Below are 15306 nucleotides of genomic sequence, written 5' to 3' on the forward strand. Positions count from 1 at the left end.
CCTTTTTTTCATTTGGCTGTTTTCTCAAAGTTTGTTGTTTTTTGAGGTGAATTAATTGAGAATAGATTTCTAGCACACTGAATACACGGGGGACTCCCGTGGGACTAGTTGGCTCCCACAGGACGCGGAGTGTATTCAGGGTGCGGTATCAAAAGCAACAATATATACGAAAACAGCCTTTCATTTAAAATGGTAAAAACCATACAAATAAAAGAAAGTAAAAACAAATAAAGAAAAACGGATGAAATTATAAGGGTTTTCATGTATACTTTATTTATTGAATGATTTGTGAACATAGATTCTAAATAGAATTATTGGAGGGACAATGATGAAAGTCTCATTATTTATAACATGTCTTGCTGATATCTTTTATTCTAATGTTGGTAAAGATACGGTTGAGGTTTTAGAAAAGGCAGGGTGTGAGGTGCATTTTCCAGAAAACCAAACTTGCTGCGGACAACCTGCATATAATAGTGGATATCATAAAGAAACAAAAGAGGTTGCAAAGCATATGATCCGTACCTTTGAAGATTCGGAATATGTTGTATCACCTTCTGGATCATGTGTCTCAATGCTGCATGAATATAAACACTTATTTGAAGATGATACAGAATGGAAGCAACGAGCAGAAAAGCTAGCTAATAAATCCTTTGAATTAACACAATTTCTAGTAGATGTTCTAAAAGTAGAAAACTTGAATGCGAGTTTAAATGCGAAGGCAACATATCATAAGTCATGTCATATGACACGTCTTTTAGGAGTAAAGGAAGCTCCATTGAAGCTTCTTGACAATGTAGAAGGATTAGAAATGTCACCGCTTCCAAACAGTCAGAACTGCTGTGGTTTTGGTGGAACATTCTCAGTGAAAATGGTTCCTATCTCCGAACAAATGGTAGATGAGAAAGTTAAACATATTGAGGAAACAGATTCAGAAATCTTAATTGGTTCAGACTGTGGTTGTTTAATGAATATCGGTGGACGTATTAATCGTCAAGGGAAACCAATTAAAGTGATGCATATTGCAGAAGTACTTAATAGTCAAGGTGAGGTGAGATAAAGCATGCCAATGAAGATAGGGGAAGAGAAGTTTTTTAACCGGGTTGATAAGGGGATCAATAATGGCTTTATGAGAAATGCGGTTGTATCTGCCCAGGAAAGAATGCAAGGTAGACGATTAAATGCAGCTGAAGAGTTAGGGAATTGGGAAGAATGGCGTGAATTAGGAGAAGAGATTAGAACTCATACGCTTGAACACCTCGATTACTATCTTGAACAATTAAGTGAGAATGTGATTAAACGTGGTGGACATGTGTTTTTTGCCGAAACAGCAGAGGAAGCCAATGAATATATCACAAAGGTTGTAAAAGAGAAAGAAGCTAAAAAAATCGTAAAATCAAAGTCGATGGTAACAGAAGAAATCAATTTAAACGAAGTGTTAGAGCAAGCTGGCTGTGAGGTCATTGAAACAGACTTAGGGGAATATATTCTCCAGTTAGATGATCATGACCCACCATCACATATTGTTGTTCCTGCACTTCATAAGAATAAAGAACAAATTAGGGATACGTTCAAAGAGAAGAAGGGCTACGATAAATCAGAAATCCCAGAGGAACTTGCATTATTTGCTAGAGAGCAACTGCGTGGAGAGTTCTTAAGTGCAGATATAGGAATTACAGGCTGTAATTTCGCTGTTGCAGAATCTGGTTCGATTAGTCTTGTAACTAATGAAGGGAATGCACGTCTTGCAACGACTCTTCCGAAGACTCAAATTACGGTGATGGGCATGGAACGAATTGTTCCAACATGGGAAGAGCTTGATATTCTTGTAAGCTTATTGTGCCGTAGTGCCGTTGGTCAAAAGTTAACAAGTTATATCACTGGATTAACAGGTCCAAAGGATGAAGGAGATATAGATGGTCCAGAGGAATTCCATCTGGTTATCGTTGATAATGGACGTTCAAATATACTAGGAACTGAGTTTCAAAGTGCCCTACACTGTATCAGGTGTGCAGCTTGTATTAATGTGTGTCCTGTCTATCGTCATATTGGTGGCCATTCATATGGTTCTATTTATCCTGGTCCAATTGGTGCGGTCCTTACTCCATTATTAGGTGGATATGAGGATTATAAAGAATTACCTTATGCATCTTCATTGTGCGCAGCATGTACAGAAGCATGTCCGGTGAAAATTCCATTACATGAGTTACTTATTAAGCACCGTCGTAAAATTGTTGAAGATGAGGGGAAATCAAGCTTTGGTGAAAAGCTTGCGATGAAAGGCTATCAGCTTGCTGCAAGCACACCTACATTGTATAAAGCTGGAACAAAATCAGCTAATACCGTTATGTCACCCTTTACTCAAGACCATTCGATTAAAAAAGGACCAGGTCCAATGAAGCCATGGACAGATGTACGTGACTTCCCTGCACCTACTAAAGAGAGATTTAGAGATTGGTTTAAATCAAATCGAAAGGAGGAGCAGTAAAACATGGAAACAGGAAAGATCTATAACAAGGATAAATTCTTAGCAAATGTAGCAACAAAGTTCGGGCGTGAACGAATTAAAACCCCTGTTGAAAAACCAGTATGGAAACGTCAACCACAATGGGACGTTTTAAAAGATGCAACTCAAGATGAGTTAGTAGAAGTACTGAAAAAGCAATGTGAGGTCATTCATACACAAGTATATGAGGTCAATACTTCTCAGTTAAAGGATCAAATCAGTAAAATCATCGAGCAGTATGAATCAAATTCTGTTATTACTTGGAATGATGACCGTTTTAAGGAGTATGCTCTTGACGAATTTTTATTTGAGGAGCTTCCAAACGATGGCAAGGATGTTCACAAGTGGGACTTAGCTAAGGGTGAAGAAAATATTGAAATTGCAGAGCGTGCAGATGTTGGCATTACTTTTAGTGATATGACACTTGCTGAATCTGGAACAGTAGTATTGTTTAGCAACTCAGATAAAGGGAGATCAGTCAGTCTATTACCAAAAACATATGTGGCGATTATCCCAAAAAGCACGATTGTTCCTCGAATGACACAGGCTACAAGCTATCTTAGTAGCAAGGTAAAGGAAGGCGAATTGGTTCCTTCATGTGTCAATTTCATAACAGGTCCAAGTAATAGTGCCGATATTGAATTAAACCTCGTAGTTGGAGTACATGGCCCAATCAAAGCTTCTTATATTATTGTGAATGATAAATAAAGAACCTTTTCCCAAATCTAGCAGTCTGATTACTTGGAGTGTAGTCAGGCTGTGGATATAAAAGGAAATAAACAATACAAAAATAACCAAAACAAAAAAGACACAAAAAGTACAAAAAACTATTCCAAAACAAACAAAGATATTGTAGAATGAAAACAGAAACAAACAAATACTATTTCCATGTTGAAAAAAGGAATTAAAGATGGGGGAATAAATGATGGTTAAAAGCTTATGGAATGCAGAAGAAGCAGCAGGCTTATCTAAGGGGTTAGATGAGTTAGTATATCGTTCAAATTTAATTGGTACAGATCGTTCTGTTTGTAACTGGGGTGGCGGAAATACATCAATGAAGACAGTGGAAAAAGATTTCCGTGGTCGCGATATTGAAGTCATGTGGGTTAAAGGTAGTGGATCAGATTTAGCAACAATGAAAGCGCATAATTTTACTGGTTTGAATCTTGAGGATATTAAACCACTTATCGAACGAGATGAAATGCCAGATGAAGAAATGGTTGCATATTTAGGTCATTGTATGATCGATAGCAAGCATCCACGTGCATCAATTGAAACTTTACTACATGCTTTCTTACCATTTAAACATGTAGACCATACTCATCCTGATGCAATTATTAGCCTTTGCTGTGCTGATAACGGACGCCAAATTGCTGAAGAAATTTACGGAAATCGTTTTGTATGGGTACCTTATGTACGACCAGGATTTACGTTATCAAAAATGATTGCTGAAGGTGTTAAAAACAATCCTAACGCAGAACTTGTACTTATGGAAAAGCATGGTCTTGTTGTATGGGGTGATACAGCACAAGAAAGCTATGAAAAAACGATTTCAGTCATTAATGAAGCAGAACAATATATTACTAGTAAGATTGATGCTTCTAAAGTATTTGGTGGTGCAAAATACCAATCACTTTCAGAAGAAGAAGCTAGAAGCATTGCTGCTCAAGTTATGCCTGTTATCCGCGGGGCGGTTAGCGACGAGAAGAAAATGCTATTAACATATGATAATGGTGAAGACGTTCTTGAATTTGTAAATAGCTATAATGCTCAAGACCTTTCTCAAGTAGGTGCAGCTTGCCCAGACCACCTAGTTCATACAAAAATGAAGCCATTATTTATTGACTGGGATCCACAAACAAAGGATGTTGCGGCGTTAATTGCTAGCATCAAAGCTGGTGTTGAAAGCTTCAAAGAAGAATATAAGAACTACTTTGAACGCAACAAAAATGAAGGCGATCAAATGTTTGAACCAGCTCCAAGAGTTATCTTAATTCCAGGGATTGGAATGATTAACTCAGGTAAAAATCTTGTGATGGCAAACGTAAGTGGTGCACTTTATCACCGTGCAATTGCAGTTATGAAAGGTTCTACAACTCTAGGAGAATTCGTATCTCTTAATGAAAATGAATCTTATAATATTGAGTACTGGCCACTTGAGCTTTATAAGCTATCACTAGCTCCAGCTGAAGCTGAATTCTCACGTAAGGTTGCATTTGTAACTGGTGGTGCAGGTGGAATTGGTAGTGCAACATGCCGTCGCTTTGTTTCAGAAGGTGCCCATGTCGTACTAGCTGACTTAAATCTTGAAGGTGCACAAAAGGTAGCTGCAGAGATTAATGAGCAATATGGTGAAGGTCGTGCAATCGCAGTGAAAATGGACGTAACAAAAGAAGAACAAGTAAAGGCCGCATTTGAACTAACAGCTCTAACTTATGGTGGGGTTGATATCATCGTTAATAATGCAGGTCTTGCAACTTCAAGTCCATTTGATGAAACAACATTGGATGAGTGGAATTTAAATATGAATGTTTTAGGCACAGGATACTTCCTTGTTGCTCGTGAAGCATTCTCTCAAATGAAACAACAAGGAATCGGTGGAAACATGGTATTTATCGGTTCTAAGAATTCAGTATATGCTGGTAAAAATGCATCTGCATATAGTGCTGCAAAAGCACTTGAAGCTCACCTTGCTAGATGTATTGCAGCTGAAGGTGGAGAATTCGGAATTCGTGTAAATTCAGTTTTACCTGATGCGGTATTACAAGGTTCTGCCATTTGGGGTTCAAGATGGCGCGAAGAGCGTGCGGCTGCTTATGGAATTGATCCAGATCAATTAGAAGATCACTACCGCAAACGTACGACATTATTAGTGAATATCTATCCGAGTGATATTGCTGAATCCATTGCATTCTTTGCTTCATCTAAAGCAGACAAGACAACAGGATGTATGTTAACAGTAGACGGCGGGGTCCCAGCAGCATTTACTAGATAATAGATAATATGATATAGTATTTTTAAGAACGTGAGGTGGGTAGATTGCTCACCTCACAATTGTTTCGGAAGAACGATTGATATAGGGGTGTCCAATGTGCTTGTAGCGGAACGTCATCAAAAAATACTAGAATTAGTCAATGAAAAATTAAGTGTTCGAGTGTCTGAGTTAAGCCAGTTATTTGGTGTGACTGAGGAAACTATTCGAAGAGATCTTGAGAAATTAGAAAAAGAAAACCAATTGCAACGAAGTCATGGTGGAGCAGTTAGTATAAAAAAAGAAGAGGCTGAGATCCCTTATCTAGAAAGAGAGATCATGAACGCAGCTGAAAAAAGAAGAATTGCATTGGAAGCGGTTAGATTAATTTATCCAGGTGATCAAATTGTTTTAGATGCAAGTACTACGGCTTGGTACATGGCAAAGGAATTACCAGATATGCCATTATCCGTTATTACTAACTCGATTAAAGTAGCGTTAGAATTAAGCAAAAAAGAACAAATTAAAGTGATTTCAACAGGTGGAATGCTGTTACCTGAATCCCTCTCATATGTAGGTCCTCTTGCAGAGAGATCTCTACAAATGTACCATGTAAATAAGGCGTTTATTTCATGTAAAGGTGTCCATTTAGATGCTGGATTAAGTGATTCAAATGAATGGCAAGCATTGCTTAAGCAGCAAATGATGAACATAGCAGATGAAACAATCCTAATGGTGGATTCAACAAAATTTGGAATCCGTACATTTGTTCAAGTTACTGGATTAGACCGAGTTGATCAAATTCTAACGGACAAAAGTATTGCTCCAGATTTCATAGAGGTATTGAAAGAAAAGAATATTAAACTAAAATTAGTCGATTAAAACTCACAAACGCGTTAGAGATCTTAAATATCATTTAAGACCTCTAACGCGTTTGTCATTTCATGATAAAATACGATAAAATGAACTGAGTGTTGTGTGAAAGCTAGAGGTGAAAAGCAAAGAATGCCAGATTTATTAGAAGAATTAATGGAAATCACTGATGAAGAGCAAGCATTATTAGAACAGAACAAAGAAGTATTACGAGATATTTATACGAGCCAAGCTAATTTCATCATTGAGAGCGAGAAATTTCTTAGTAAAGAAAAAATGATTATGGTTAGAAAGCATACGCGCTTTATTGATTTTCCAAAACATAAGCATAATTACATTGAAATTAATTATGTGTATAATGGATCACTCACCCAAAAAGTAGGAAATGAAACAATCACCCTAAAGAAAGGGGAGCTTTTGTTTCTGAACCAGCATATTGAGCATGAAATCTCTGCATGTGCAAAAGAGGACATTATTTTAAATTTTATCATTCAACCTCAATTCTTTGAATTTATCTTCTCCTATCTGTCATCTAACAATATTATTAGTGATTTTTTAATCAATAGTATCTATAACAATACCCAAAGTGGCCAATTCCTGTATTTTGCCGTAGCGGAAGTAGAAGAAATCCAAGAGTTACTCGAGAAAATCATTGTTGAAATTATGAAGCCCTCTTTTTTGTCGGATTCAACAAGTAAGTTATACATGGGCTTATTATTATTAAATTTAATTAAGCATTCTGATAAAATAGCTCAGACAAAGGAAGAATTATCTCAACCATATATTCTTGTGGAATCATTAAAATATATAGAAGAACGTTATCCAACAGCCTCATTATTCGAATTAGCTGAGATGCTACATCAGCCTCATTATTCATTGAGTAAGTACATAAAGAAAGCAACCAAGTTTACCTTTAAAGAGCTATTGCAGGAAAAGAGACTAAGCAAGGCGAAGGAACTTTTAGAAAGCACTAAACTCTCAGTAACCTCCATTGCAGAACAAGTCGGTTATGATAATATCAGTTATTTCTACCGAATTTTTAAAAATAAATATGGATATACCCCTAAAAAATATAGAGAACATCTGTCAAATTAAAAGGGACAGATGTTTTTTTCTGTTTTCCAAAAGCTTGTTTTTGTATAAAAAAATTGTAATAAATTTTCTAGCAGACGAAATACATGGAGGCTCACCGCTCACCCCGCAGGACGCGGAGTGTATTCAGGCTGCGACTTTAAAAGCAACATTTTATACAAAAGCTTTATTTTGTATTTCACTACTAGTGCAAATAAGGACACTAAATAAAATAATTAACGACATTATAAAGTCATGATAAATCATTTATGATTGTAGTATAGCAGTATAGCAAACGCTTTCACTAAGAGGTGATAATAATGACAAAATACAGTTTAGCCGTTGATATTGGTGCATCAAGTGGACGATTAATTCTTGGTTTCATAGAAGAAGGAAAGCTTAAGCTTGAGGAAATACACCGATTCGAAAATCAAATTGTACTAAAAGGACAACATTATTGTTGGGAAATAGACAAATTATTTGCTGAAATAAAAATCGGAATCAATAAATGCAGAGAAAAGGGAATTACACCAGATAGTATCGGCATTGATACATGGGCCGTCGATTTTGTTTTACTAGATGAAAATGATGAGCTACTAACAGATGCCGTTGCTTATCGTGATGCTAGAACAGATGGAATGATGGAGGAAGTGTTCAACACAATTTCTAAAGAACGTTTGTATTTAGAAACGGGAATTCAGTTCCAGAAGTTCAATACCATCTATCAATTATATTCTATGAAACTCTCACAACCTGAAGTGTTAGATAAAGCAAAATCATTTCTAATGATTCCAGAGTATTTTAACTATCTATTAACTGGTAAAAAAGCAAACGAATACACAAATGCGACATCAACTCAATTGGTCAATGCCTTTACGAAGAAATGGGATATGGAGCTATTAGATACTCTAGGAATCAATAACGAAATGTTCCACGACATCAAGATGCCAAAGACAATTTTAGGTGATTTAACAGAGGAATTAGAAGCAGAGTTTGGTTTCAATATGAAGGTCATCTTACCTGCTACTCATGACACAGGATCTGCTGTTATTGCCGTACCAGAATTAAATGACACAATCTACATCAGTTCAGGTACATGGTCATTGATTGGTGTGGAGAATCATTTCCCAATCTGTATTACAAAGGCGTTAGATTACAACTTTACAAATGAAGGTGGCATCGATTACCGCTATCGTTTCTTGAAAAACATCATGGGTCTTTGGATGATTCAAGAAGTGAAGCGTAATTACAATGATGAATATTCATTTGCAAAGCTTGTTGAATTAGCAAGACAGGCTAGTGACTTTACATCAACAGTAAATGTAGATGAAGATCGCTTCTTAAAGCCAGACAATATGATTGAAGAGATAAGAAAGTATTGTCAGGAGACAAGCCAACCAGTTCCAAATACTCCGGGTGAAGTTGCTAAATGTGTGTTTGATAGTTTAGCAGTTAGTTACCAGCAAGCAATTGGTGAAATTGAGGAAATTTATGAAAAAGAGTTTCCGAAGATTAATGTCATCGGTGGTGGCTGTCAAAATGAAATGCTGAATCAACTTATAGCTGATGTGACAAAGAAGGAAGTCTATGCTGGCCCAGTAGAAGCGACGGCTATCGGTAACCTAGTTGCACAGCTGATGGCACTAGATGAAATAAGTGACATTAATGAAGCTAGAACCATCATCAAAGATTCATTTGAAGTGAAAAAGTACACACATAAAGAAGCATTTGTAAATTAATATATTGGAGGAAGTTAATCATGACTGTTAAAGAAAATTACGAATTAGCAAAAAAGCAATATGAAAAATGGGGAATCAATGTTGATTCTGTATTAGATCAATTAAAAAATGTTCCGATTTCTATTCATTGCTGGCAAGGTGATGATGTAGCTGGTTTTGAAGTAAACCAAAGTGAATTATCCGGTGGAATTGATGTAACAGGAAACTATCCTGGGAAAGCAACAACACCAGAAGAGCTTCGTCAAGATTTAGAAAAGGCACTTTCACTTATTCCTGGGAAGCACCGTGTTAATTTACATGCTATCTATGCTGAAACTAACGGAGAAGTTGTAGAACGTGATCAACTAGATCCTAAGCATTTCGAAAACTGGGTGAACTGGGCAAAGGAACAAGGCCTAGGATTAGACTTCAACCCAACGCTATTTTCACATGAAAAAGCAGCAGATGGACTTACTCTATCACATCCAAATGAAGAAATCAGAGAGTTCTGGATTAGACATTGTATTGCAAGCCGTAGGATTGCTGAATACTTCGGAAAAGAGCTTGGTACAACATGTTTAACAAATGTTTGGATTCCAGATGGATATAAGGATATCCCAAGTGATCGATTAACTCCTAGAAAGAGATTAAAAGAATCATTAGATCGTATTTTTGCAGTAGAAATTGATGAAAAATACAATGTAGATGCTGTAGAGAGCAAATTATTCGGTATTGGTTCAGAATCATATGTTGTAGGATCTCATGAATTCTACCTTGGATATGCATTAAAGAATAATAAATTATGCTTACTAGATACAGGGCATTACCACCCAACTGAAATGGTATCAAATAAGATTTCATCAATGCTACTATACAGTGACAAAGTGGCACTTCACGTATCTCGTCCAGTTCGTTGGGATAGTGATCATGTTGTCATCTTAGATGATGAGCTTAAAGAAATCGCATTAGAAATTGTTCGAAATGATGCACTTGATAAAGTAATGATTGGTTTAGATTTCTTTGATGCAAGTATTAACCGTATCGCAGCTTGGACCATTGGAACAAGAAACATGATTAAGTCATTATTAGCTGCAATGCTTGTACCAAATGATCACTTAAAGCAATTACAAGAAGAAGGCAATTTCACTGAAAGACTAGCACTAATGGAAGAATTTAAAACATATCCATTTGGAGCAATCTGGGATTACTACTGTGATCAAATGGGTGTACCTGTAAAAGAATCATGGCTTGAAGAAGTAAAGAGCTATGAAAAAGAAGTATTATCTAAACGATAATCAAAAATAAAAAACTAGATCAGTAGATCTAGTTTTTTTATTTGGCTTTATTTTTAATTGTGTCTAAAATTAGAACTAAACAAAAATAAAACAAATAATATATCTGTGTTTATGTTGACTATTCTTTGTTTTGTTTGTAATATATAAATATAGAAAGATTAAAGATTTAAATACAGCCTATATATAGATAAAAGATATTCCATAAACACTTAATGTGAGATGTAGAGCAATGAACTCAGGAAAGGGAGAGATTAAAATGATTAATGAAAAGGATCTATTAAATGTATCAGTTACTTCAGCACCATTCGTTCAAGAAATGATGAGTGCCACTTATAATATGTGGAGACTTGGTTGGGATGAGCGTAATGGTGGGAACATTAGCTACTTACTAACAGAAGAAGAAGTAGCGCCATATTTAGATGTAAATCAAGCTGTTCGTACAGCTATCCTTGATTTCCCAGTTCCAGAATTAGCTAATCGTTACTTTATCGTAACTGGTTCAGGTAAATACTTCAAAAATGTAAAAGACAACCCAGAAGACTGCCTTGGTATTATTCGTGTAGATGGAACAGGAAATTCAATTACGCTTCTATGGGGACTTGAAAATGATGGAAAACCAACAAGTGAACTACCATCACATTTCATGAGCCATATTGCTCGTTTAAAAGTCGATAAAGACCATCGTATCATTATGCATAACCATGCTTCAAATCTTCTTGGAATGACGTTCACTCATGAACTAGACGAGAAGAGCTTCACAAAAACACTTTGGCAAATGTGTACAGAATGTATTGTTGTATTCCCTGATGGAATTGGAATCTTACCTTGGATGGTACCAGGAACAGATGAGATTGGACAACGTACAGCTGAAAAAATGATAGACCACCGTCTAGTGATTTGGCCATTCCATGGTATCTTCGGTGCAGGTACTACAATGGATGAAACCTTTGGTTTAATTGAAACAGCAGAGAAGGCAGCGCAAATTTATACAATCATAAATTCTCATCAAGGTGGAGTGAAGCAAGTTATTACAGATCAAAACCTAGCTGATTTAGCCAAAGCCTTTGGTGTTACTCCAATTGAAGGAGTACTTTCTATATAAGTACATCAAAGAAAGAGAGACAATTTCCATGTCTCTCTTGATTAAATGACATTTATGTGAAATATTGAACAAACTTTAACGGAGGAGAGAGGAAAAATGGGAAGAGTATTTTATGTACCAAGCACAAATTTAATGGGAAGAGGCTGCCTGAGTGAGGTAGGACCATTTATTCAAGAATTAGGCTTTAAAAAGGCGTTTGTAGTAACTGACAAGTTTCTAAATAAAAGTGGAATTGTAGGTAAGGTGTTGGCGGTGCTTGACAGTGTGGGAGTGAACTATCAAGTATATGATGAAGTGAAACCTAATCCAACTACGACTAATGTTCATGATGGAGTAGATATGTTTAAAGATAGCGGATGCGACTTTATCGTTTCTGTTGGTGGAGGTTCCCCACAAGACGCAGCAAAAGGAATCGGGCTAGTATTAACAAATGGTGGTCATGTAAGAGAATATGAAGGTGTCGGAAAAACAAAGAAAAAGTCTGTACCTATCGTTGCAATGAATACTACTGCTGGCACTTCAGCTGAATATACAATTAACTATGTCATTACAGATGAAGAGCGCCAAGTGAAAATGGTCATGGTTGATAAAAATAGCTTAGTGACCATATCAGTGAATGATCCTGAATTGATGTTAGATAAACCAGCAGACTTAACAGCAGCAACAGGAATGGATGCTTTAACACATGCGATTGAAGCGATTGTTACACCTGGTGCATTTCCTGTTACAGATGCTACAGCACTTGCGGCAGTAGAAACCGTATTTAATTATCTACCAAGAGCAGTCAAGGACGGACATGATATAGAGGCTCGTGAACAAATGGTCTATGTGATGTTCTTAGCTGGAATTGCTTTTAATAATGCGGGCTTAGGTTTTGTTCATGCAATGGCACATCAGCTTGGTGGAGTGTATGATCTACCACATGGTGTATGTAATGCAATGTTATTACCAATTGTTGAACGTGAGAATGCAAAGCGTGATCCGAAGAAATTTAGAGCAATAGCTAAAGCAGCTGGACTAGAAGTAGCAGGGAAAACAGATGAGCAATGTGCTGAAGAAGTCATTGAAGCAATCAAAGCATTATCAAAAGAAGTGGGAATCCCGAGCAAGCTGTCTGAATTAGGTGTAACAGACGTTGATCTTGATAAGCTAGCTGATAACTCTTTAAAAGATGCATGTGCACCAGGTAATCCATTTATACCGACAAAAGAAGAAGTAATTCAGATGTTTAAAGAGATTTTATAAGCTAACAGAAGAACTAATCAAGGAGAGATGAAATCCTCTTTGATTGGTTCTTTAATTTGTAGGAAAATATCTATTATGGACAAGTTGTTAGAAAAGTCCTATTTTTTTGAATCATTATTGACAACGCTTACTAAAACCTATTAAACTAAAGTTAAGGTAAAAATGGAACTATGTTCCATATAGCGGAACGATAAAACAATTGAATACTTAAGGTGGTAACCTATGATTTCAGAAAAGAATAATACTTCAATCCAATCTGTTGAAAGAGCTTTATCCATTTTAGAATTATTAAAGGTTGAAAGGAGTGGTTTAGGAATTACAGACATTGCTAAGCAATTAAAGGTTTCCAAAAGCACTGCACATCGACTGATAACTTCTCTGTCCAACTTCGGTTATGTGAAGAAAGACCAAGTGACAGAGAAATATATCCTTAGCTTAAAATTGTTAGAATTAGGAGATTCAGTTCTACAATCTCTTGATATAAGATCTATTGCATCACCTCATCTAAAAGACCTCGCACATGAATTAGAAGAAACTGTTCACCTTGTCTTCCTAGAAAACTCAGAAATAGTCTACATAGATAAAATAGAAAGTCCACAAACCATACGAATGTATTCGAGAATAGGAAAAAGAGCACCCGTTCATTGTACAGGTGTAGGGAAAGCAATTTTAGCTTATTTAGATCCTTCAGAAATAGATACAATCATTATGGAAAAAGGACTAAAAAAGTTTACTGACTACACCCATATAACGAGAGAAAGCCTTTTAAATGAATTACGTAATATAAGAAATAATCGGTATTCTGTTGATGAACAAGAGCATGAATTAGGAATCCGTTGTGTGGCAGCACCAATCTTTGATCATTCAAATAAGGTAGTTGCCGGGATAAGTGTTGCTGCACCTATTTATCGTTTGGAATTAACAAAGGTGGAGCTTTATGCTGAAAAGATAACAAATTGTGCTCGAAACATTTCAAAGGAATTAGGGAATCAAGCCATATAAAAATATTCTAGGTTACTTAGTCATTTAAAAGAATCATAGTACCTAACATATATATTCAACTAAATGAAAACGCTTTACTTTATTTAATTCTTATTCTTGGTATCCACATATTCATATAAATACTCTTGGTGGAAAATGGAGGTGAGATGAAAGACGAAGTACGTTTGTTTTTTTAATACAATCAAATTAAATGGGGGAAATTGTAATGAAAAAACGTTTGTTGTCTATCTTCTTAGTTAGTGTTTTGCTTATCTCAATTCTAAGTGCTTGTTCTGGTGGGCAATCATCTTCCGGTGATTTAGCCGAGTTAGAGAAAGAGGCGCCAGAGGGTGAATTATCAGGAGAAATTAAAGTGGCAAGCTGGAATGTTGCTGCAGATGCGCTAACTGAAACAGCCAAGAAATTTATGGAAGAGCATCCGAATACAAAGGTTACTGTTGAGTATGTTACAAGTGACTATAGCAGTATTACACCTCCCTTGACTTCTGGAAAGGGTGCACCAGACGTCATGCAAATCCAACAGCGTGATTTTGCAAACTTCTTAGATGTATTTGAAGGTCAGTTTGTTAGTATGTCTAATCGTTTAGAAGGTAGAGAATCAGAATTTGCAGAGGTGGCTCTAAATCTAGTAAAAGATAAAGACGGAAACATTATGGGATTGCCATGGGACATTGGACCTGTAGCTGTATACTACCGCAAAGACTTCTTTGAAAATGCTGGCGTTGACCCAGAATCCATTAAAACATGGGATCAATATATTGAAGCAGCTAAAAAAATCCAAGAAGCAAATGCTGGAGTAAATATGTTTGCACTTGGTTTAAGCTCTGATGATATTGCTGAAATCTATCGTATGTTATTAAATCAGCTAGGTGGTCATTATTACACTGAAGATGGAAAGATTGATTTTACAGATGAAGCTAGTATTCAAGCAGCAGAAATGTTTAAGCGTTTTGTAGATGAAGGTTTAGTCATTGATGCACCAACTTGGGATGATCGAATTCGTGCATTTGTAAATAGTCAAAATGCATCGGTTGTTTTCCCTGTGTGGTATGCGGGAACAATTAAGACTCAAGCTGCCGACCAAAAAGGTTTATGGGGACTAATGCCAATGCCTGGATTCACTGAAGGTGGACCAAATCAATCACATTCTGGTGGATCTACTCTGGCAATCTCATCTCAATCAGAAAATAAAGAATTAGCTTGGAGATTCATTGAATACAGTTTGATGACAAATGAAGGTCAGGATGTTCAAATGGAGTACGGATTATTCCCTGCTTGGTTACCTTACCATGAAACTGAAAACTTCAAGCAAGTAGATGAGTACTTTGACCTTGCTCTATCAGAGTTCTTTGGTAATCTTTCAGCTGACATTCCGACAATTGATTATGGCTCACATTTCCTTGATGTGAATGGAGCAATCGTTGAGGCTTTAGGTGAAATTTTGGATGGCAAGGATATTGTCGAAGCCTTTGAAGCAGCAGAAGAAAAGGCAGCCAGAGATACTGGCTTAGAAATTAGTGAATAAC

The 15306-nt window shown here is 36.4% G+C and carries 12 protein-coding genes; all 12 read left to right on the forward strand.

The genetic code is table 11. The features are described from left to right. Positions 1–328: 328 nt before the first annotated feature. The 12 genes from F7888_RS06470 (at position 329) to F7888_RS06525 (ending at position 15305) form a co-directional block, all read left to right on the forward strand. Positions 329–1057: a (Fe-S)-binding protein gene (locus F7888_RS06470; RefSeq protein WP_191778364.1), complete on the forward strand. Its 729-nt coding sequence runs from the start codon at positions 329–331 to the stop codon at positions 1055–1057. A gap of 3 nt (positions 1058–1060) precedes the next feature. Further along, complete coding sequence (locus F7888_RS06475; protein WP_191778365.1) at positions 1061–2485, forward strand: LutB/LldF family L-lactate oxidation iron-sulfur protein; 1425 nt, start codon at positions 1061–1063, stop codon at positions 2483–2485. Between the two features lie 3 nt (positions 2486–2488). Next, positions 2489–3211: a LutC/YkgG family protein gene (locus F7888_RS06480; protein ID WP_191778366.1), complete on the forward strand. Its 723-nt coding sequence runs from the start codon at positions 2489–2491 to the stop codon at positions 3209–3211. A gap of 217 nt (positions 3212–3428) precedes the next feature. Further along, positions 3429–5498: a bifunctional aldolase/short-chain dehydrogenase gene (locus F7888_RS06485; protein WP_191778367.1), complete on the forward strand. Its 2070-nt coding sequence runs from the start codon at positions 3429–3431 to the stop codon at positions 5496–5498. 96 nt (positions 5499–5594) lie between these two features. Further along, entirely contained in the window at positions 5595–6356 is a 762-nt protein-coding gene (locus F7888_RS06490) for a DeoR/GlpR family DNA-binding transcription regulator (RefSeq protein WP_191778368.1), read from the forward strand. 123 nt (positions 6357–6479) lie between these two features. Beyond that, the gene (locus tag F7888_RS06495) at positions 6480–7442 is read left to right on the forward strand and encodes an AraC family transcriptional regulator (protein ID WP_191778369.1); all 963 of its coding nucleotides are present in this window, start codon (positions 6480–6482) and stop codon (positions 7440–7442) included. 296 nt (positions 7443–7738) lie between these two features. Beyond that, on the forward strand, positions 7739–9157 hold the full coding sequence (gene rhaB, locus F7888_RS06500; RefSeq protein WP_191778370.1) for a rhamnulokinase: 1419 nt from the start codon (positions 7739–7741) through the stop codon (positions 9155–9157). A 20-nt stretch (positions 9158–9177) separates the two neighbouring features. Then, positions 9178–10431 carry an L-rhamnose isomerase gene (gene rhaA, locus F7888_RS06505; RefSeq protein WP_191778371.1) on the forward strand — a complete coding sequence of 418 codons (1254 nt, stop codon included), beginning with the start codon at positions 9178–9180 and terminating at the stop codon, positions 10429–10431. Positions 10432–10687: 256 nt separating this feature from the next. Then, a complete protein-coding gene (gene rhaD, locus F7888_RS06510) occupies positions 10688–11533 on the forward strand; it encodes a rhamnulose-1-phosphate aldolase (protein ID WP_191778372.1) in 846 nt (281 codons plus the stop codon). 96 nt (positions 11534–11629) lie between these two features. Beyond that, on the forward strand, positions 11630–12778 hold the full coding sequence (locus F7888_RS06515) for an iron-containing alcohol dehydrogenase (protein WP_191778373.1): 1149 nt from the start codon (positions 11630–11632) through the stop codon (positions 12776–12778). Positions 12779–13000: 222 nt separating this feature from the next. Continuing rightward, a complete protein-coding gene (locus tag F7888_RS06520) occupies positions 13001–13780 on the forward strand; it encodes an IclR family transcriptional regulator (protein WP_191778374.1) in 780 nt (259 codons plus the stop codon). Between the two features lie 205 nt (positions 13781–13985). Beyond that, a complete protein-coding gene (locus tag F7888_RS06525) occupies positions 13986–15305 on the forward strand; it encodes an ABC transporter substrate-binding protein (protein WP_191778375.1) in 1320 nt (439 codons plus the stop codon). Position 15306 lies beyond the last annotated feature (1 nt).

The organism is Litchfieldia stipae (genome assembly GCF_014837155.1).
Lineage (GTDB): Bacteria > Bacillota > Bacilli > Bacillales > Bacillaceae_L > Litchfieldia.